This window comes from Bifidobacterium sp. WCA-178-WT-4B, assembly GCF_009696495.1.
Lineage (GTDB): Bacteria > Actinomycetota > Actinomycetes > Actinomycetales > Bifidobacteriaceae > Bifidobacterium > Bifidobacterium infantis.
On the sequence record NZ_VULV01000015.1, the window covers coordinates 38,344 to 57,482 of the forward strand.

The 19,139-nt window shown below is 58.9% G+C and carries 19 protein-coding genes and 1 pseudogene; 17 read left to right on the forward strand and 3 right to left on the reverse strand.

Translation table 11 applies throughout. From position 1 onward, the window contains the following. Window positions 1-226 precede the first annotated feature (226 nt). From FYJ31_RS10275 to FYJ31_RS10300, 6 genes are all read left to right on the forward strand, one after another. Window positions 227-1,231 carry a zinc-dependent alcohol dehydrogenase family protein gene (locus FYJ31_RS10275; RefSeq protein ID WP_154536617.1) on the forward strand — a complete coding sequence of 335 codons (1,005 nt, stop codon included), beginning with the start codon at window positions 227-229 and terminating at the stop codon, window positions 1,229-1,231. Between the two features lie 248 nt (window positions 1,232-1,479). Continuing rightward, complete coding sequence (locus FYJ31_RS10280) at window positions 1,480-2,865, forward strand: MFS transporter (protein ID WP_154536618.1); 1,386 nt, start codon at window positions 1,480-1,482, stop codon at window positions 2,863-2,865. Between the two features lie 132 nt (window positions 2,866-2,997). Then, entirely contained in the window at window positions 2,998-3,402 is a 405-nt protein-coding gene (locus tag FYJ31_RS10285) for a VOC family protein (RefSeq protein WP_014485325.1), read from the forward strand. A gap of 325 nt (window positions 3,403-3,727) precedes the next feature. Further along, window positions 3,728-4,978, forward strand: coding sequence for an MFS transporter (locus tag FYJ31_RS10290; RefSeq protein WP_012472151.1), 1,251 nt, complete (start codon window positions 3,728-3,730; stop codon window positions 4,976-4,978). A gap of 84 nt (window positions 4,979-5,062) precedes the next feature. Next, complete coding sequence (locus tag FYJ31_RS10295; RefSeq protein ID WP_010081604.1) at window positions 5,063-6,103, forward strand: NAD(P)-dependent alcohol dehydrogenase; 1,041 nt, start codon at window positions 5,063-5,065, stop codon at window positions 6,101-6,103. Between the two features lie 194 nt (window positions 6,104-6,297). Continuing rightward, a complete protein-coding gene (locus FYJ31_RS10300) occupies window positions 6,298-7,188 on the forward strand; it encodes a helix-turn-helix domain-containing protein (protein WP_154536619.1) in 891 nt (296 codons plus the stop codon). A 312-nt stretch (window positions 7,189-7,500) separates the two neighbouring features. Here FYJ31_RS10300 and FYJ31_RS10305 read toward each other — a convergent pair whose 3' ends face one another. Further along, complete coding sequence (locus FYJ31_RS10305) at window positions 7,501-8,643, reverse strand: ROK family transcriptional regulator (RefSeq protein WP_154536620.1); 1,143 nt, start codon at window positions 8,641-8,643, stop codon at window positions 7,501-7,503. Window positions 8,644-9,156: 513 nt separating this feature from the next. Between FYJ31_RS10305 and adhE the strand changes: the two genes are divergently transcribed. Further along, the gene (gene adhE / locus FYJ31_RS10310; RefSeq protein ID WP_174774052.1) at window positions 9,157-11,886 is read left to right on the forward strand and encodes a bifunctional acetaldehyde-CoA/alcohol dehydrogenase; all 2,730 of its coding nucleotides are present in this window, start codon (window positions 9,157-9,159) and stop codon (window positions 11,884-11,886) included. 326 nt (window positions 11,887-12,212) lie between these two features. Here the strand turns inward: adhE and FYJ31_RS10315 are convergent. After that, window positions 12,213-12,900: pseudogene (locus FYJ31_RS10315) on the reverse strand (hypothetical protein). Window positions 12,901-13,006: 106 nt separating this feature from the next. Next, complete coding sequence (gene budA, locus FYJ31_RS10320; protein WP_012578475.1) at window positions 13,007-13,774, reverse strand: acetolactate decarboxylase; 768 nt, start codon at window positions 13,772-13,774, stop codon at window positions 13,007-13,009. Window positions 13,775-14,187: 413 nt separating this feature from the next. On the opposite strand from budA, the gene rpsJ reads away from it, so the two are divergent. Genes rpsJ through rpmC form a run of 10 tightly spaced genes read left to right on the forward strand, consistent with a single transcriptional unit; the run spans window position 14,188 to window position 19,139 of the window. After that, window positions 14,188-14,496 (forward strand): 30S ribosomal protein S10, encoded by a 309-nt coding sequence (gene rpsJ / locus FYJ31_RS10325; protein WP_003827292.1) that lies wholly within the window; start codon window positions 14,188-14,190, stop codon window positions 14,494-14,496. 16 nt (window positions 14,497-14,512) lie between these two features. Continuing rightward, complete coding sequence (gene rplC / locus FYJ31_RS10330) at window positions 14,513-15,154, forward strand: 50S ribosomal protein L3 (protein WP_007053031.1); 642 nt, start codon at window positions 14,513-14,515, stop codon at window positions 15,152-15,154. Window positions 15,155-15,160: 6 nt separating this feature from the next. After that, the gene (rplD, locus tag FYJ31_RS10335; protein WP_007053032.1) at window positions 15,161-15,817 is read left to right on the forward strand and encodes a 50S ribosomal protein L4; all 657 of its coding nucleotides are present in this window, start codon (window positions 15,161-15,163) and stop codon (window positions 15,815-15,817) included. Between the two features lie 5 nt (window positions 15,818-15,822). After that, entirely contained in the window at window positions 15,823-16,119 is a 297-nt protein-coding gene (gene rplW / locus FYJ31_RS10340) for a 50S ribosomal protein L23 (protein WP_007053033.1), read from the forward strand. Between the two features lie 36 nt (window positions 16,120-16,155). After that, on the forward strand, window positions 16,156-16,986 hold the full coding sequence (gene rplB, locus FYJ31_RS10345; RefSeq protein ID WP_007053034.1) for a 50S ribosomal protein L2: 831 nt from the start codon (window positions 16,156-16,158) through the stop codon (window positions 16,984-16,986). 15 nt (window positions 16,987-17,001) lie between these two features. Continuing rightward, entirely contained in the window at window positions 17,002-17,280 is a 279-nt protein-coding gene (gene rpsS / locus FYJ31_RS10350) for a 30S ribosomal protein S19 (RefSeq protein ID WP_003814508.1), read from the forward strand. Between the two features lie 16 nt (window positions 17,281-17,296). Beyond that, entirely contained in the window at window positions 17,297-17,656 is a 360-nt protein-coding gene (rplV, locus tag FYJ31_RS10355) for a 50S ribosomal protein L22 (RefSeq protein ID WP_007053035.1), read from the forward strand. Between the two features lie 2 nt (window positions 17,657-17,658). Then, on the forward strand, window positions 17,659-18,462 hold the full coding sequence (gene rpsC, locus FYJ31_RS10360; protein WP_007053036.1) for a 30S ribosomal protein S3: 804 nt from the start codon (window positions 17,659-17,661) through the stop codon (window positions 18,460-18,462). A 6-nt stretch (window positions 18,463-18,468) separates the two neighbouring features. Next, window positions 18,469-18,888, forward strand: a complete 420-nt coding sequence (gene rplP / locus FYJ31_RS10365) for a 50S ribosomal protein L16 (RefSeq protein WP_007053037.1) — start codon at window positions 18,469-18,471, stop codon at window positions 18,886-18,888. Next, window positions 18,888-19,139, forward strand: a complete 252-nt coding sequence (rpmC, locus tag FYJ31_RS10370; RefSeq protein WP_003829891.1) for a 50S ribosomal protein L29 — start codon at window positions 18,888-18,890, stop codon at window positions 19,137-19,139. The genes rplP and rpmC overlap by 1 nt, the downstream gene beginning before the upstream one ends.

Consider the following 19,139-nt stretch of genomic DNA (forward strand, 5'->3'; position numbering starts at 1 on the left):
TAGTTTTATAAAAAGGGTTTGCAAAACTGAGATAATGAAGTTATGCTGTATTCAACACCTCGCAAAGATAGCGGGATGACAAAGAACAATCAATGCACAACCAATCGCCGTGCGATCAGGCTTGACGGCCGGCCAACTAGCCAACCAATCAGCCACCCGGTTGACCGACCAGCCGCCCGACCTCGTCCATCGCATTGGCATGCTTTCACCGTAGAAAGGACCCATCATGAAGGCTCTCGTGCTCACCGGCGTCAAGGAATTCGAAATCCAGGACCTGCCCACTCCTGAAATCCAGCCCAACGAAGTACTGATCAACACCGCTTACGCCGGCGTGTGCGGCACCGATCATGACCTGTACGCCGGCCGTCCTGGATCGGCCGCCGCTGTGCCGCCGATCGTGCTCGGCCATGAGAACTCCGGCGTCGTGGCCGCCATTGGTTCCGAGGTCACCGGTGTTAAGGTGGGCGACCGTGTGGCCGTCGATCCGAACATCTACTGCGGCCAGTGCGAATACTGCCTGACCCAGCGTCCCGAACTGTGCGACCACCTCTCCGCCGTGGGCGTCACGCGCGACGGCGGCCTTGCCGAACAGTTCACCGCACCGGCTACCGTGGTCTACAAGCTGCCGGACAACGTCTCATTAAAGGATGCCGCCGCCATCGAACCCATCTCCTGCGCCGTGCACGGCGTGGACCTGCTGAAGCTGCGCCCCTACCAGAAGGCGCTGGTCATCGGTGACGGTTTCATGGGCCAGCTCTTCGCCCAGATCGTGCAGGCTTACGGCGTGCATCAGGTAGATCTGGCCGGCATTTTTGATGAGAAGCTCAAGCGCAACCAGGAACTTTTCGGCGTCGCGAACGTCTACAACACCACGCGTGAAGCCATTCCGGCCGAATCCTATGATGTGATCATCGAGGCCGTGGGGCTGCCTGCCACCCAGGCTCAGGCCGTTGCCGCCGCCAAGAAGGGCGCGCAGGTGCTCATGTTCGGCGTGGGCCCGCAGGAGGCGCACTTCGAGATGAACACCTACGATATCTATAAGAAGCAGCTGACCATTCAGGGCTCCTTCATCAACCCGCTCACCTTCAAAGACGCCATCAGCCTGCTCGAATCCGGCAAGATGAACGTCGCACCGCTCATCAGCCACGAACTGGGACTCGAAGAAGTCCAGGACTTCCTCGACGGCAAGATCCAGGGCGTCTCCAAGGCCGTCGTCAAGGTCTGCGAGTAGTTTCGGCACTTTGCAGGCTCCCCTCCCTGAGGGGAGCTGGCGGCGGAGCCGGCTGAGGGGAGGCATCCGGCGGCGTGTATTACCACCCTCCGGTGCTGCGCACCACCTCCTGCCAGCGGGAGGAAGAGGTTTCGTCTCACGGTTTTCGCCGCCAATATAGCTTGGCCGCCGGCTTTCCCTTTTTCTTCCGGCGGCCGCATTTTTCCCTGCACCACCTCTACTGACAACGATGTTAATGGAGTCAACCCATGATTCGCTTTTTTGAAAAATTCGGTATTCCCCGTGTGTTGCTGCTTGGCTTCCTCGCCGTTGCCATCTTCATGACGGGCGACGGATTCGAGCTCACCTTCCTCTCCAAATTCATGGTCGACCAAGGCTTCTCGTCCTCACAGGCCTCCCTGCTGGTCACTGTGTACGGCCTGTTCGCGGCCCTCGGCGGCTGGTGCGCCGGCGTGCTCGCCGAAATGTTCGGTGCCCGCCGCATCATGATGTTCGGTGCCTGCTGGTGGATCGGCATCCACCTGCTGTTTCTCGGGGTCGCCATCCCGAGTGGTCTGTATTCGCTGATTCTGGGCCTGTACGCCTTGCGCGGCATCGGCTACCCGCTGTTCATCTACAGCTTCGTGGTCCTGATGGCGCAATACATCAGCCCCGCCCGCCTGGCCTCCGCCACCGGCTTCTTCTGGACCTGCTTCTCTCTGGGCATTGGCGTGTTTGGCGCTTACCTGCCGAGCTTCATCATGCCGGTGTTCGGCGAATACAAGACCTTCTGGTTCGCACTGCCGTTCTCCATCGTCGGCACCGTCATGTGCTTCTTCTTCGTACCAAAGAACAAAATCGTCAAATCGCAAGGACTGAGCCGCAAGGAACAGCTCGCCGAGCTGGCCGAGGGTGCCACCATCCTGGTCACCAATCGCAAGGTGCTCATCTGCGCGATCATCCGCATCATCAATAACCTGCTGCTCTACGGGTTCCCGGTCATCATGCCGTTGTACCTGTGCACCACCCACAATGGCGGCATCAACATCTTCAAAACCGAGGAATGGATGCGTATCTGGGGCTTCGTGTTCGTGATCACGCTGATTTTCAACACGTTCTGGGGCTGGTTCATGGACCGCTTCGGCTGGGTATGGCCGATGCGCTGGTTCGGCTGCGCGGTGCTCGCGGTCGGCTCGGTGGCGTTCTACTACATTCCGCAGTGGTTCGGCGCGAATGCCATTATGATGATCGTCGCTTCGGTCATCGTCGGCATCGGCACCTGCGCGTTCTCGTCGCTGCCCACCATCATGACCCTGTACGCGGGCGGCAAGCAGGGTGCGGCGCTGTCCGCATACAACCTCGCCGCCGGTCTGACCACGTTCGCCGGCCCTGGCATCGCCACCATTCTGCTGCCGGTTGTGGGCTATGAAGGCGTGTGCTGGACGTACGCCGGACTGTATGTGCTCGCCTTCGTGCTTACCTTGTTCATCCGCCCGCAGCAGCCCGGCTTCGACGCCAAAGGCCGCCGCATCAAGGGCGCAAAGGTTGCATCCGCAGAGTCCTCCGAGTCCTCGGAACCTACCGACAGCGCATCCGTGCACGTTCAGCTGCCCGAAGTAACCGTGGCCGCCGAAATGGTTGCCACTGCGAACTGATCGCAACATCATGTTGCGTCAGCAAGAAAGTATCGATAATTGACTAGGAGTGCGGCATGGTTCTGCCGCGCCGCATACCTTGTCCGACTATCCTTAACCTTTATCCAACCACAATATTCAAAGGAGAATCACATGGCTAAGCCAATGACCGCGTTCACTACCGACCTCCAGCATTCCGGCATGATTGCCAAAGACCTGGATGAGACCATCAAGTTCTACCGCGAGGTTATGGGCTTTGAGCTCGCCGGACTGTTCATGAATGGCGAGAACCGTTGCGCCTTCCTGCGCTACGGCCACCTGACCATTGAAACCTGGGAAGGCGACCCCGCCCCGATGACCACCGGCGCCATCAACCACTGGGCTTTCGACACCCCGGACATCGAAGCCGCCTTCGAGAACGCCAAGGCGCTCGGCGTGGACTTCAAGGACACCGAGATCCAGTCCATCCCGAGTTTCTGGAAGCATGGCATCCGCTACTTCAACATCTACGGCCCCAACGGCGAGACCATCGAATTCTGCCAGATTGTGGAGGAGTAGTGGCTCCGATGCGCTCGATTCGCGCGCAATATGCGTGTCGATAGTGGCCGCAATATAATACTCAGCCTTTATTACGGGCTGGCCTGATAGCTAACATTCAACGACCGGTGCACATGCGCCGGTCGTTTTTTTTTAGTGCCTGATGATTGTGCTGGGTGACAACAATGAGCGGCACGCTGGGCATAACAACATCCATGCAAGAAAGTATCAATTCTTGACTGTTTTCGCGCCAAAACACTGCTATTTTCGCAGCGAAACTTGTATTAACGCTCCAAAGTTGGGCGGATGAAAACAACGAAGTTTGCATAGTAAAAGGAGACGGTCCATGGCACAAGGACTGGCGCGAAAACTACTGCCGGGATTCTTGGCGATCGCAGTGTTCATGACAGGCGATGGGTTTGAACTGACCTTTTTGTCCAAGTATGTCGTCGATCAGGGATTCAGCTCGTCGCAGGCATCACTGCTGTTTACGATGTACGGATTGGTCGCGGCGCTCGCCGGCTGGTCCTCGGGCGTGCTGGCCGAACTGTTCGGAGCCAAGCGCATCATGCTTATTGGCGCGGGTTCTTGGATCGTGCTGCATCTGGTATTCATCGGTGTGGCATTGCCTAGCCACAGTTATCCGCTGATGCTGGCGTCGTATATGTTGCGAGGCATGGGCTATCCGCTATTTATCTACAGCTTCGTAGTGTTGCTTGCGCAAACTGTGGATCCCGGCAAACTGGCATCGGCCATGGGCTGGTTCTGGACTTCCTATTCCTTTGGCATCGGTGTGTTTGGCGCCTATCTGCCGGCGTTCATCACGCCGGTGATTGGTGAATACTATTCACTGTGGGTGTCACTGCCGTTCTCGATTGTCGGCATGATTATCTGTCTGTGTTTTGTGCCGAAAACCCGTAACGCCAATCTTGACACGATGAGCTCTTCGGATAAGCTTCGTGAACTCTCTCGCGGCGTGACCATTCTCAAAGACAACCACCAGATTGCGCTTGCTGCCGTATTGCGTGTGATTTGCAATCTCACTTTGTACGGTTTTCCGGTCATTATGCCGCTGTATCTCGCCACGCATACAAACGGCGGCGGAGCTTGGTACCAGGTCACCGAATGGTCCACCATCTGGGGTCTGCTGTTCGTCGTCACCGTATTCGGCAATGTGTTCTGGGGCCGTATGGGCGATTGCTTCGGCTGGATGAGCCAGATGCGCTGGTGGGGCTGCTGGCTCTCCGCGCTCGGTACTCTCGCCATGTACTATGTGCCGCAGCTGTTTGGGCACAACCTGCCATTTATGTATGTGTGCGCCGTGGTGCTCGGCATGGGTATTTCCGCTTTCGTACCGATGGGCGCAGTATTCCCTGCTCTGGAACCTGAGCACAAGGGCGCTGCGGTTTCCGCACATAACCTCGCTTCAGGCCTGACCACATTCTGTGGTCCGTTCATCGCTACGGTACTGCTCAATACCGTAGGTTTTGCCGGAGTGTGCTGGGCATATGCCATTTGCTACATCTCTGGCTCGGTCATCTCATTCTGGATTCGCCCCGAACAGCCGGGCATCACCCGCAAAGTGGCGGCGAACTGAGCGGTGCTCGCTGACTGTTCTCGTCAAAAACCAACAATACAAGACCCTCAAAAAATAAATTCAACCAATATAAGGAGAAATACCATGAAAGCAGTTGTTCTCGAAGAGCAGGGCGTCATCAATGTGCGTGAGGTCCCGGACGTCAAGGATCCCGGCCCCGGTGAGCTGCGTATCGCACCCCACACCGTGGGCGTATGCGGTTCTGATTTGCATTACTACACGCACGGTCGTGTTGGCAAGTATGTTGTTGAGCAGCCAATGATTCTCGGCCATGAGGCAGCGGGCACCGTGTTGGAGGTCGGCCCCGGCGTCACTGATTTCAAGCCCGGTGACCGAGTCGCCCTCGAGCCAGGCATTCCGGATATGACTTCGCGGGCCAGCCGACTGGGCATGTACAACGTCGATCCGGCTGTGCGTTTCTTCGCTACTCCGCCGATTGACGGTTGCCTGTGTGAGGAGGTCATTCACCCGGCCGCATTCACCTACCATCTGCCTGATTCCATGAGCTTTGGCGAAGGTGCGTTGCTTGAGCCGACCGCCGTGGGCATGTGGGCTGCCACCAAGGCGCGCATCAAGCCCGGCGATGTGTGCGTGGTGACCGGCTCGGGCACAGTGGGTATGCTCACTGCCTCTGCTGCGCTCGCCGGTGGCGCTTCCAAGGTGCTTGTTTCGGATGTGTCTTCCATCAAGCTGGGTATTATCGGCCAGATTCCGGGCGTTATCCCCGTGGATTTGACGACGGAGGACTTGGTTGAACGTGTACGCGAAGAGACCGCTGGGTGGGGCGCTGATGTGGCATTCGAGTGTTCCGGCGCGCCGAAAGCTTATGAGACGTTCTGGAAGCTGATTGCCCCGGGCGGTTGCGCGGTGCTCGTCGGTATTCCGGTCAACCCGGTACCGATTGACGTGACCGAGCTGCAGGCCACCGAAGTGCGTATTGAGAACATCTTCCGTTACGCCAATGTGTACCAGAAAGCCATCGATTTGGTCGATAGCGGCCGACTTAACCTGAAGCCGTTCATCACTGACACGTTTGCCATGAAGGACGCCAAGGCTGCCTTCGACCGTATGGATGAGGGTCGTCCGGGCGATATCAAGTTGCAGATTACGGTCAATCGAGACTAATCCGTGACGTGTTGATGACGAGATGATTGCCCGATGAAATCCTGCGGCATATGTTGGCGTTTCCCTTTTTCCGCCTGCACTTATGTGCCATATCCGTAGGATTCCGCCGGGCAATCATCTCGCCGTAGTTGTTCCACCGGTAAAGTACGAAATATGGCGAGCTGTACTGCGCAACATTGACAAGGAGGTCTGCGATGGATGCGCGAAACTTGACTGCGATTCCTCATTCGGATGCGGGCTCGCTGGAAGTGATTGTGCCCGATGGGGATGCGGCCATACGTTGGTCAAGCCACGGGTATCCGAGCTCTCTGGCCAAATGGCATTATCATCCACAAATCGAAATTCATCTTATCCGTGAGGGAAGTGGACAACTCATGGCGGGGGATGGACTCATGCCATTCGTGCCGGGGCATGTGGCGATGATCGGATCCAATCTGCCTCATAATTGGTTGTCGGATATCATTCCTGGAGAACGACTCTCTCATCGTGATGTGTTATGCCATATACGTCCGCAGACTATGCGACTATTGACCGCCGCTTTTCCCGAGACTTCCGGTTTCGAGACGGTATTGCGCCGTTCGCAGCATGCACTTGTACTGTTCGGTGATTCGGCACGTGAGGCCGGCGAGCTATTAGTGGCCATGGGAGAACATAGTCCAGCTAGACGGGTTGCCGACCTTATTGCTATTCTGACGGTATTCGAGCAGGCACCAGCGCAGGAAAGCCAGACCGTGGTAACGCCGGAATACAATCCAGTGATTGCGGTTGGCGCGGAGGATGGGATCAACGCCGCCATCACCTATATTTCCACACATCTGGATGAGGTCAGCTTGCAAGGTGCCGCTGATGCGGCGGCGATGAGCGTATCCACCTTTTCTCGCTTCTTCAAGCGAGTTGCCGGCATCGGTTTTGTTGATTTTGTTCGACGGCTTCGAGTGGGGCGTGCTTGTCGTTTGCTGACTTGCACGAACATGCCCATTGCCAAGATTCAACAGTTGAGCGGATATACGAATGCCTCGAATTTCAATCGTCGGTTTCTGGAAGAAACCGGTACGACTCCATCTCAATATCGCCGAGAACATTGATTGCCGCCCCGGTCTGGGCGGTGTCACGGATCCGTGCAAGAAAGTACCATAAGTGGGTTTCTTGGTATCAGATAGGGCCAATGCTGCCGTTTAGGCTTGAAAGTACAACGAAGTGGTTAGATGCGCATAAAGTGCATCGGCTCCAAGGAGGCAGCAATGAATGATAATTCGGTATGGCCGGTAGTGACCGCGGTAATGGTCGTGCTTGCGGTGGCCGTATGCCTGGCCATGGCTGGTGACATCCGGTTTGCCGTGATTGGTGTTCTATGACTGTCTCCATGAGTCCCGAAACCGCTGCCGCCTAGGCGGAAATCAGCCGCGTTCCGCAGCACCGCAGATATCGTCGAGATAATTCTCGGCGAACCGCAACGCGGCACCGATGATGTTCTGATCTTCGGCGCAGTGGCTTTTGCGCAGATTGAAATGGTCGGTGCCGAACGGGCTGCGTGCGATGACGCGCGCCTTCAGATCCTCGATGTCACTGTCTTCAAGATGCTGGGCTGCTTCACCGCCGACAATCACGTCGCCCGCGATGATGGATCGCGCGTTGACGATGGCCTGCGCCACGTAATCCAGCCACTCGTCCATGCGCTCGCGATGATGCCGTTCACCCTGCTCAAGCACGCTGAAGAAGCCGGGAATACTTTCGTAATCCTCGGGCAAGGTCTCCGGCGAGCAGTAGGTGTCCATGCAACCGCGCTGGCCGCAGTAGCATTCGCGGCCGCCCGGCACCAGCGTCATGTGTTCGATGGCGCCGTTGCACTGGTTCGGGCCTTGATGCAGCTTGCCTCCCACGATCACCGCGCCGCCCGGGCGTCGCTCCAGATAGACGCACACCGCATCGGTGAGCGTGGAGTCGAACCAGAGTTCGGCCATGGCTGAGGCATCGGAATCGTGAATCATCATGCACGGGTAATGGACCGACTGGCTGATGGTTTCGAGCGTAAGCCCAGTGTTGCCCATAATGGTGCCGAAGGTGATGGTGGTGGCGTCGGGGGAGAGGATGCCTTGGATGGCGAACGAGACGCCGAGCACCTTGCCGTGCTTCTTTTCGACGTCGGCGGCGAAGTTGTTGATGATGCCGCCGATACGCTGGTAGTAGACGTTGGTGTTGCGGTAAGGCAGGGCATCGTTGCGCTTTTCGATGACGTTGCCGTACAGGTTAATCGCGCACAGGCGCAGTTCGTTGGACCGCATCACTACCCCGATGGCAGTGCGATGATCGGGATTGAACTCATAATTTTGCGCCTTGCGCCCGCCGGTGGAATCCTGCAGTTCGCCTTTGCGGATGAGTCCGTCATCTTCTAGGGCGCGCAGATTTTGGGTGATGGTGGGCAGGCTGAGGCCGAGTTCGCGTTCCAGTTCCTGCTTGGTGACATGGCTATGGCCATACAGATACTGGGTCATGGCACTGCGGTTGTGCGCTTTCACTGCGGTCGATGGCATTGCCCTCATATTTACCCCTTTGTGCGATGAGATATATGCAAGTATATTTTATGAAAGTGGCTTTCATGTGCCTCGACGCGGAGGTTATGAGGCAACGATCGTATATTTGTAGGCGATTCTGGGTACTTTTTAAATCAATTTTCTAGAAATGTGGAGAAGATGAGTGCTTTTGAGAATTTGCTTTAAAAAAGTTCTCGGATTGTGTTGTTTGCGGGCATGTGATATTTGGTAAAAAGTGAACAAAAAGTACCAAATCGCCGAATAGAGTGAGGATTTGTTTGATATTTCGCACAACTCTTAACAAAAATTGTTCAATATCGCACGTGAAACGCCGTCGATTTTGTGCGTATGCATCGCGTCGGACCGTTCGGTATATTGTGACTCAGGTCACATATGCAATGTGACAACGCATCACCGGTCATTTTCGGTTACTGAGGCGGTATCCCGCTGGTGCAACTGAGGTGACGAGGCGATGGGCCAGAACTTTGCCATATACCCCAAGAAGATCGAGGAGGACCCCAAGTGGCAGAAGCAAAGAAGAAAGTCGAAGCTGCCAATCCGACCCCAGAAGAGAAGCAGGCCGCAGCTGAGGCCGAGGTTGACGCGCTGGTTGCCCGCGCCAAGAAGGCTCTCGACGAATTCGAGAACCTCGACCAGAAGCAAGTTGATCGTATCGTCGCCAAGGCCTCCATCGCAGCTCTGAACAAGCACCTCGTTCTCGCCAAGATGGCCGTCGACGAGACCGGCCGTGGTCTCGTGGAAGACAAGGCCACCAAGAACATCTTCGCCTGTGAGCACGTCACCAACTACCTGGCCGGCCAGAAGACCGTCGGCATCATCCGCGAAGACGACGTGATGGGCATCGATGAGGTCGCCGAGCCCGTCGGCGTGGTCGCCGGTGTCACCCCGGTTACCAACCCGACCTCCACCACCATCTTCAAGTCCCTCATCGCCCTGAAGACACGCTGCCCGATCGTCTTCGGCTTCCACCCCGGCGCGCAGAAGTGCTCCGTCGAGGCCGCCAAGATCGTGCGCGACGCCGCCATCGAGGCCGGTGCTCCCGAGAACTGTATCCAGTGGATCGAGCACCCGTCCATCCAGGCCACCGGCGCGCTGATGCAGCACCCGGGCGTGGCCACGATCCTCGCCACCGGTGGTCCGGGCATGGTCAAGGCCGCTTACTCCTCCGGCAAGCCCGCCCTCGGCGTGGGTGCCGGCAACGCCCCGGCCTATGTTGATTCCGATGTGGACATCGTGCGTGCCGCCAACGATCTGGTGCTCTCCAAGCACTTCGATTACGGCATGATCTGCGCCACCGAGCAGGCCATCATCGTCCACAAGGACGTCTACGACCAGCTCATCAAGGAGCTCAAGGTCCGTAAGGCCTACTTCGTCAACGCCGAAGAGAAGGCCAAGCTGGAGCAGTACATGTTCGGCTGCACCGCCGGTTCCGGCGTCAAGCCCGTGCTGAACTCCGTGGTGCCGGGCAAGTCCCCGCAGTTCATCGCCAAGGCCGCTGGCTTCGAGATTCCGGCCGACGCCACCATTCTGGCCGCCGAGTGCAAGGAAGTCTCCGACGACGAGCCGCTGACCCACGAGAAGCTCGCTCCGGTGCAGGCCGTGCTCAAGGCCGACAACAAGGAGCAGGCCTTCGAGATGTGCGAGAAGATGCTCAAGCTGGGTGCCGGCCACACCGCCGCCATCCACACCAACAACCAGGAGCTCGTGCGTGAGTACGGCGTCCGTATGCACGCCTGCCGCATCATCTGGAACCAGCCTTCCTCTCTCGGCGGCATCGGTGATATCTACAACGCCATCGCCCCGTCCCTGACCCTGGGCTGCGGCTCCTACGGCGGCAACTCGGTTTCCGGCAACGTGCAGGCCGTGAATCTCGTCAACATCAAGCGCATTGCTCGGAGGAACAACAACATGCAGTGGTTCAAGATCCCGGCCAAGACCTACTTCGAGCCGAACGCCATCAAGTACCTGCGCGACATGTACGGCATCGAGAAGGCCGTCATCGTGTGCGATAAGGTCATGGAGCAGCTCGGCATCGTCGATAAGGTCATCGACCAGCTGCGCGCCCGCTCCAACCGTGTGACCTTCCGCATCATCGACTACGTCGAGCCGGAGCCCTCTGTCGAGACCGTCGAAAAGGGTGCTGAGATGATGCGCGAGGAGTTCGAGCCGGACACGATCATCGCGGTTGGCGGCGGCTCCCCGATGGATGCCTCCAAGATCATGTGGCTGCTCTACGAGCACCCGGAAATCGCCTTCTCCGACGTGCGCGAGAAGTTCTTCGATATCCGTAAGCGCGCCTTCAAGATCCCGCCGCTGGGCAAGAAGGCCAAGCTGGTGTGCATCCCGACCTCCTCCGGCACCGGTTCCGAGGTCACCCCGTTCGCCGTGATCACCGATCACAAGACCGGCTACAAGTACCCGATCACCGACTACGCGCTGACACCGTCCGTGGCCATCGTGGACCCGGTGCTGGCTCGCACCCAGCCGCGCAAGCTGGCCTCCGACGCCGGCTTCGACGCCCTGACCCACTCGATGGAAGCCTACGTGTCCGTGTACGCGAACGACTTCACCGACGGCATGGCCCTGCACGCGGCCAAGCTCATCTGGGACAACCTGGCTGAGTCCGTCAACGGCGAGCCTGGTCTGGCCAAGACCGACGCTCAGGAGAAGATGCACAACGCCGCCACCATGGCCGGCATGGCATTCGGCTCCGCGTTCCTCGGCATGTGCCACGGCATGGCCCACACCATCGGTGCCCTGTGCCACATCGCCCACGGCCGTACCAACTCCATCCTGCTGCCGTACGTGATTCGCTACAACGGCCAGATTCCTGAGGAGCCCACCTCTTGGCCGAAGTACAACAAGTACATCGCCCCGGAGCGCTACCAGGACATCGCCCGCAACCTCGGCATCGACACCGGCAAGACCCCGGCCGAAGCCGTGGAGAACCTGGCGAAGGCCGTCGAGGACTACCGCGACAACAGGCTCGGCATGAACAAGAGCTTCCAGGATTGCGGTGTGGATGAGGACTACTTCTGGTCCGTGCTCGATCAGATCGGCATGCGCGCCTACGAGGACCAGTGCACCCCGGCCAACCCGCGCATCCCGCTGATCAACGACATGAAGGACATCGCCGTCGGTGCCTACTACGGCGTCTCCCAGGCGGAAGGCCACAAGCTGCGCATCGAGCGCGAGGGTGAGGCCGCCATTGAGGAAGCCTCTGAGCGCTGATTGCAGGCGGTTTGTGGTTGCTGGCACCATCAAGCCACCAACCGCGGTGTTGCAGCTTAGTGGCTGCATAGCGGACACAAGGAGCCCGACCCCATTACAGGGGCCGGGCTCCTTTGCATATGTGGCGCTCCCTCAGCCGGCAGGTGCCTCCATGGGGCGGTAACCTACTCATGGGGCGGTAACTTGCCCATGGGGCGGTGAAAACCCCATGGGGCGGTGTACGAAAACGGCTCTATTCTGCGGAAGGTAAAATTTTACCGTCCGCCCCATGGGCCAATTACCGCCCCATGAGGGAATTACCGCCCCATGGAATCGCTGAAGCGTCGCTAAATCGCCGCAATAATGCAGCCAAAAGCAATAAAGCTGGCAAACGCCTCGGTAATGCCGGTCACCACGGGCTTCAAGATTGTGCGCCGTGTAACCACCGGCAACGCAACGGCGCGGGCCAACAGCAGCACAGTCATCGCAATCAGATACGGGCTGCGTCCAGCCGGCACGGCGGCTAGCAGCAATAGCGCCACATGCCATACCCACGAAGCCGCCACCCCGCGTTCCCGGATCATGGTTTTGACGACCAGAACCGACCCATACTGCGTCAGCGCAAACAGCACAGTGGCAATCAGCCTGTTCACGGGCAATGAACCTGCGGGCCACCAGGTGTGAAGGTCGAATATCTGGCTCAAATCCGGCATATTCCGAATCGCGGCGCGTGTGGCGGTGACATCAGCGGCTGCGCACGAGGCATGTGCTGCGTTGATGGGCATAACACATGCCGTCTCAACAGCGCTGCCAAACGACGCGATCACCGTGGCCATGGCCGACACGGCATTGCCCCACAGCGAGCGCTCCTTCCTCAGCCGCAGCGGGTAGCATAACCATTACCCATGCGCCAGGTTGGTTGTCGAACCAATCGCGTTTAAGGGTCTTGCGGCGGGAAGCCATATCTGTCATGATATCGCAGCGAATGGTTCTCAATAAGAAAGATGTGAGACCTGCATTGCGACAATCGAACATGGGAAGTGCGAGAAGCCTGTGTTTCAGCCATTATGCAACATGTGCGATTGTTTGGAAATGTTCATTTGGCTCACATTGTGTACCGTGACGGCGATATTATGCGAGACTAATCTCGTTGAGTATCGCCCTCGGCGCTGGAAATGGCCTCGGCTATCGGATCTTGGCTGAAGTCGTGGTTGCGATAATCAGGGTCGTCCACCGGCAGATGCTGCACCAAGGTATCGAACACCTGACTGTAGATTTTGCCGCGCTCGAGCACCGCATCGAGCACATGGCCGCCGAACGTCTTGTCGTCGGACAGGAAGTGCTCGTGGAATCCGGCCACAGCCGCGCCGTGAAACATCACGGGGGAGAAGTACCCGAGCATGGTGCCCTTGACGTCGTGGCGCAGGAACACGGCCTGCCGGTCGGCCACCTCTACCAGCGTGGGGTAGGGTGCCTGCTGCTTGATGACCGCGCGTGTCTTGATGAAGCTGAACGTGCCGCGCACAATTACCGAAAAGAACGTGTTCGCGCGGCCGTTCGCCTTGACGATCTTATCGTTGAGCTCTTCTAGGCCGATATCATGACGCTCGCACTGGTACTGGAAGGCCGCGCGATGGCTATTGGCGAATGGCATGGTGAAGTCGTCCGGCACGCGTTCGGCCACACCGGATTGGCCTATCTTGTATGCCACGCCATCCAGGATGATGAGCTCGCCGTCCAAGCCCTCGCCGGTGCCGATGCCGGTGTCGCCATGCTTGAGCAATTCGCCGATGGTGGTGGTGCCTTCCAGCAGCCCCGGCACGAGTAAGGCCAGAGTGCCGTGCTGATATAACACGTTGGCGCCGTGCTCACGAATAGGTTTGATGTTCTTTGCCAGTGATTGTGTCACGAGCCTTAAGAGTAATTCGTGTTACCATCCAACTCAATTAATCAATCCATATTCGCCAACGTGAGCTATACCACTATATATAGGTAAGTCTCAGAAGGATGTTGGTAGGCGACACGCGGAGCGGCTATGCCGCGAGGTAATACGAACGGCATGAGCGCGACACGCGCGAATTCCTCCGCACTGTCCCACCTCAATGCTTGAATAAACAAGTTGCCTGATTTGGGCTCGCAAATTGGAATTAAAAAAGCGAGCGCGGGCCGGGAGCCACTTCAAGTGAAGTGACAGCCGGAAACCGCGCACTGATGTCGGATGACCGCCAGAGGACGTATGTCCAAGGGAGGCCATGCGCGCCGGTGCCCTAGAAGCAGGTTGGTAAACAGTACAACGAACATCGCTAGAAAGGGCGGACGGCAATGGCGGGACAGAAAATCCGCATCAGGCTTAAGTCCTATGACCACGAGGTCATCGACCAATCGGCGAAGAAGATCGTCGAAACGGTGACGAACGCGGGCGCAACTGTTGTTGGCCCCGTTCCGCTGCCGACCGAGAAGAACGTCTTCTGTGTTATCCGTTCTCCTCACAAGTACAAGGATTCTCGCGAGCACTTCGAGATGCGCACTCACAAGCGCCTCATCGACATCGTGGACCCGACCCCCAAGGCCGTGGACTCCCTGATGCACATCGATCTGCCTGCGGACGTCAACATCGAAATCAAGCTGTAAGGGAGGAGGAAGCATTATGTCTAATCGCAAGGCTCTGCTGGGCAAGAAGCTCGGCATGTCCCAGGTGTGGGACGAGAACGGCTTCTTCGTGCCCGTCACTCTTGTCGACGTGTCCACCAACGTGGTGACCGCTGTGAAGACCGAGGAATCTGACGGCTACAAGGCTGTCCAGCTCGGCTACGGCGCCATCGATCCCACCAAGGTGACCAAGCCGCTGGCTGGCCACTTTGCCAAGGCCGGTGTCACCCCGCGTCGCCACCTCGTCGAGGTGCGCACCGACGACGTCGATCAGTTCGAGGCCGGCCAGGAACTGGCTGCTGACCTGTTCGAAGAGGGTGCTGAGGTCGACGTGACCGGCACCACCAAGGGTAAGGGCTTCGCCGGTACCATCAAGCGTTGGGGCTTCAAGTCCTACCGCCGTACTCACGGTTCTCACAAGAACGAGCGCCGTCCCGGTTCTGTGGGCGCATGCGCCACTCCGAGCCGTATTCTCAAGGGCAAGCGTATGGCCGGCCGCATGGGTCATGTGACCGCCACTACCCAGAACCTGACCGTCGTCTCCGCTGATGTCGAGAACGGCATCCTCGCCATCAAGGGCGCCATTCCTGGCCCCAAGGGCGGCATCGTTCTCGTCCGCTCGGCTGTGAAGGGAGCCTGATAAACCATGGCAAACGTTACTCTGAACGTCACCGACGCCAAGGGCCAGGCCACCGGCACCGTTGAAGCTCCTGAGGCTCTCTTCGGCGTTTCCGCCGAGGATGTCCAGGCTCACATCCCGCTGATCCACCAGGTTGTCACCGCTCAGCTCGCTGCTGCTCGTCAGGGCACCCACGCCACCAAGACTCGTGGCATGGTTTCCGGCGGCGGCAAGAAGCCGTGGAAGCAGAAGGGCACCGGTCGTGCTCGTCAGGGCTCCATCCGTGCACCGCAGTGGTACCACGGCGGCACCGTGTTCGGCCCGCAGCCGCGTGACTACTCTCAGCGCACCCCCAAGAAGATGAAGGCCGCAGCTCTGCGCTACGCCCTGTCCGATCGCGCCAACGCCGGTCGCGTTGCCGTGGTGGAGTTCGGTATCACCGAGCCGTCCACCAAGGCCGCTGTCGCCGCTCTGGCCCCGATCACCGCGGACAAGTTCACCACGGTCGTCTTCACTCGCGACAACATCAACGAGTGGCTCTCCGTGCGCAACATCCCGACCGTTCACCCGATTTTCGTCGATCAGCTCAACACGTACGACGTGATTACCTCGCAGTACGTGGTCTTCACCAAGGAAGCCTTCGAGGCTTTCGTGGCTGCCAAGACCGAGCCGAAGGAGGCCTGATTTAGATGGTCGCTATTCACAAGCCCGCTCACGACGTGATTCTTAAGCCCGTCGTCTCCGAGAAGAGCTACGCCGCTTCCGACCGTGGCCAGTACACCTTCGTGGTGGCTCCGGATGCGAACAAGGTGCAGATCAAGCAGGCAATCGAAGAGATCTTCAAGGTCAAGGTGACGAACGTCAACACCCTCAACCGCGCTGGCAAGAAGCAGCGCACTCGCACCGGTTTCGGCCAGCGCGCTTCCCAGAAGCGTGCGATCGTGACCGTCGCCGAGGGCCAGACGATCGACATCTTTGGTAACTGAAGGTTAGCCGAGAAAAGTTAAAGGAAGAACTACATTATGGCTATCCGCGTTTATAAGCCGACGACCGCAGGCCGCCGCAACGCGTCCGTCTCGGATTTCTCCGAGCTGACTCGTTCTACGCCTGAGAAGTCGCTGGTTCGCAAGAAGTCCAAGACCGGCGGTCGTAACTCTTACGGCCGTATCACCTCCCGTCATCGCGGCGGCGGCCACAAGCGTCAGTACCGTCTCATCGATTTCAAGCGTTGGGACAAGGACGGCGTGCCCGCCAAGGTTGCCGAGATCGAGTACGATCCGAACCGCTCCGCCCGTATCGCCCTCCTGCACTTCGCAGATGGCGAGAAGCGCTACATCATCGCGCCGAAGGGCATCAAGCAGGGCGACGTCATCGAGACCGGTGCTCAGGCTGATATCAAGCCGGGCAACAACCTGCCGCTGAAGAACATCCCGACCGGTACCGTGGTTCATGCCATCGAGCTCCGCCCGCTGGGCGGCGCTAAGATCGCTCGTTCCGCTGGTGCTGCCGTTCAGCTCGTCGCCAAGGATGGCGCCTACGCTCAGCTGCGTATGCCGTCCGGCGAAATCCGCAACGTCGACGCGCGCTGCCGCGCTACCGTCGGCGAGGTCGGCAACGAGGACCACGCCAACATTCAGCTCGGCAAGGCTGGCCGCGCCCGCTGGATCGGCCGCCGTCCGATCACCCGTGGTGAGTCCATGAACCCGGTCGACCACCCGCACGGCGGTCGTACCCGCGGTGGTAAGCCGCCGGTCTCCCCGTGGGGCAAGGGCGAGGTTCGTACTCGTCGTCCGAAGAAGGCTTCGAACAAGATGATTGTTCGTCGCCGTCCGTCCGGCAAGAACCGCAAGTAAGGGAGTATCGAGAAGATGACTCGTAGCATCAAGAAGGGCCCCTTCGTCGACGCCCACTTGCAGAAGAAAGTCGACGAGCAGAACGAGAAGGGCACCAAGAACGTCATCAAGACGTGGTCCCGTCGTTCGATGATCACCCCTGATTTCATCGGACACACCTTCGCCGTTCATGATGGTCGCAAGCATGTCCCGGTGTTCGTCACCGAGGCCATGGTTGGTCACAAGCTGGGTGAGTTCGCCCCCACGAAGACCTTCAAGGGTCACGTGAAGGACGACAAGAAGGCCCGTCGCTAAGGATAAGGAATAGAACATGGAAGCTAAAGCAATCGCTCGTCACGTCCGCGTGACGCCGCGCAAGGCTCGCCGCATGGTCGACCTCATCCGCGGCAAGAAGGCGACCGAAGCCGTCACCATTTTGAAGTTCGCCCCTCAGGCTGCGGCCCTGCCGGTCCGCAAGACCCTGGAGAGCGCCATCGCCAACGCTCGTGTGAAGGCCGACAAGGCCGGCGAGCCGTTCCGCGAGAACGACCTGTACATCAAGGAGACCTACGTTGACGAAGGTGTGACCCTCAAGCGCTTCCGCGCTCGTGCCCAGGGCCGCGCTGCTCGCATCAACAAGCGCACCTCCCACATCACGGTCGTCGTGGCTAACAAGGAAGGAGCCCGCTAAAGATGGGTCAGAAGATCAATCCGTTTGGCTACCGTCTGGGCATCACTGAGAACCACCGCTCCAAGTGGTTCTCCGACTCCAACAAGGCCGGCGAACGCTACCGCGACTTCGTGCTTGAGGATGATCAGATCCGCAAGGAGATGAGCAAGGACCTCGAGCGCGCTGGCGTGTCCCGCATCGTCATCGAGCGCACCCGCGACCGCGTTCGCGTCGACATTCACACCGCCCGTCCGGGCATCGTGATCGGTCGTCGTGGCGCCGAGGCTGAGCGCGTCCGCGCCAAGCTCGAGAAGCTGACCGGCAAGCAGGTCCAGCTCAACATCTTCGAAGTCAAGAACGCCGCGCTGGACGCCCAGCTCGTCGCTCAGGGCATCGCTGAGCAGCTGACCAACCGCGTCACCTTCCGTCGTGCCATGCGTAAGGCCCAGCAGGACGCCATGCGCGCCGGTGCCAAGGGTATCCGCATCAAGCTCTCCGGCCGCCTCGGCGGTGCGGAAATGAGCCGTTCCGAGTTCTACCGTGAGGGCCGCGTTCCGCTGCAGACCCTCCGCGCCCTCATCGATTACGGCTTCTTCGAGGCCAAGACCACGTACGGCCGTATCGGCGTCAAGGTCTGGATCTACAAGGGCGACATGACCGAATCCGAGTTCGAAGAGCAGCAGGCTCAGCAGAACAACCGTCCGGGCCGTCGTGGTGGCGATCGCCGCCCGCGCCGTGGCAACCGTTCCGCCGCCCCGCAGGCCGCCGAAGCCCCCAAGGCTGAGGCTCCCGCCGAGGCCGCTCCGGCTGCAGAAACGAAGGAGTGAGCAAGAATGCTTATCCCCAAGAGGACTAAGTACCGCAAGCAGCACCGCCCTGTGCGTTCTGGCATGTCCAAGGGCGGCAACGAGATCAACTTCGGTGATTTCGCCATCCAGTCCCTCGCCCCGGCCTACGTGACCAACCGTCAGATCGAAGCCGCGCGTATCGCCATGACCCGCTACATCAAGCGTGGTGGCCGCGTGTGGATCACGATCTTCCCGGATCGTCCGCTGACCAAGCACCCGCTCGGTGCCCGAATGGGTTCCGGTAAGGGTGCCCCGGAGTTCTGGATTGCGAACGTGCGCCCTGGTCGCGTGATGTTCGAAATCGGTGGTGTGTCCGAGGACATCGCTAAGGAAGCCCTCCGCCGCGCTATCGACAAGCTCCCGATGAAGTGCCGCATTATCGCACGTGAAGGTGGTGATATCTGATGGCAGTCGGTACCGCTGATTACTCCATCAAGAATCTCAACGAGAAGACCAACGCGGAAATCGAAGGCTTCTTGAAGAAGTCCAAGGAAGAGCTGTTCAACCTGCGCTTCCAGCACGCCACCGGTCAGCTCGAGAACACCGCCCGTCTCAAGGCCGTCAAGAGCGACATCGCCCGCATGTACACCGTGCTTCGCGAGCGTGAGCTTGGCATCAGCCAGGAGCCGGCCGCCACCGAATCCAAGGAGAAGTGA

Excerpts from the sequence above, each read along its gene's own strand:
- FYJ31_RS10275 (WP_154536617.1), top strand. The coding sequence starts at position 227 with ATGAAGGCTCTCGTGCTCACCGGCGTCAAGGAATTCGAAATCCAGGAC.
- FYJ31_RS10280 (WP_154536618.1), top strand. The coding sequence starts at position 1,480 with ATGATTCGCTTTTTTGAAAAATTCGGTATTCCCCGTGTGTTGCTGCTT.
- FYJ31_RS10285 (WP_014485325.1), top strand. The coding sequence starts at position 2,998 with ATGGCTAAGCCAATGACCGCGTTCACTACCGACCTCCAGCATTCCGGC.
- FYJ31_RS10290 (WP_012472151.1), top strand. The coding sequence starts at position 3,728 with ATGGCACAAGGACTGGCGCGAAAACTACTGCCGGGATTCTTGGCGATC.
- FYJ31_RS10295 (WP_010081604.1), top strand. The coding sequence starts at position 5,063 with ATGAAAGCAGTTGTTCTCGAAGAGCAGGGCGTCATCAATGTGCGTGAG.
- FYJ31_RS10300 (WP_154536619.1), top strand. The coding sequence starts at position 6,298 with ATGGATGCGCGAAACTTGACTGCGATTCCTCATTCGGATGCGGGCTCG.
- FYJ31_RS10305 (WP_154536620.1), bottom strand. The coding sequence starts at position 8,643 with ATGAGGGCAATGCCATCGACCGCAGTGAAAGCGCACAACCGCAGTGCC.
- rpsJ (WP_003827292.1), top strand. The coding sequence starts at position 14,188 with ATGGCGGGACAGAAAATCCGCATCAGGCTTAAGTCCTATGACCACGAG.
- rplC (WP_007053031.1), top strand. The coding sequence starts at position 14,513 with ATGTCTAATCGCAAGGCTCTGCTGGGCAAGAAGCTCGGCATGTCCCAG.
- rplD (WP_007053032.1), top strand. The coding sequence starts at position 15,161 with ATGGCAAACGTTACTCTGAACGTCACCGACGCCAAGGGCCAGGCCACC.
- rplW (WP_007053033.1), top strand. The coding sequence starts at position 15,823 with ATGGTCGCTATTCACAAGCCCGCTCACGACGTGATTCTTAAGCCCGTC.
- rplB (WP_007053034.1), top strand. The coding sequence starts at position 16,156 with ATGGCTATCCGCGTTTATAAGCCGACGACCGCAGGCCGCCGCAACGCG.
- rpsS (WP_003814508.1), top strand. The coding sequence starts at position 17,002 with ATGACTCGTAGCATCAAGAAGGGCCCCTTCGTCGACGCCCACTTGCAG.
- rplV (WP_007053035.1), top strand. The coding sequence starts at position 17,297 with ATGGAAGCTAAAGCAATCGCTCGTCACGTCCGCGTGACGCCGCGCAAG.
- rpsC (WP_007053036.1), top strand. The coding sequence starts at position 17,659 with ATGGGTCAGAAGATCAATCCGTTTGGCTACCGTCTGGGCATCACTGAG.
- rplP (WP_007053037.1), top strand. The coding sequence starts at position 18,469 with ATGCTTATCCCCAAGAGGACTAAGTACCGCAAGCAGCACCGCCCTGTG.
- rpmC (WP_003829891.1), top strand. The coding sequence starts at position 18,888 with ATGGCAGTCGGTACCGCTGATTACTCCATCAAGAATCTCAACGAGAAG.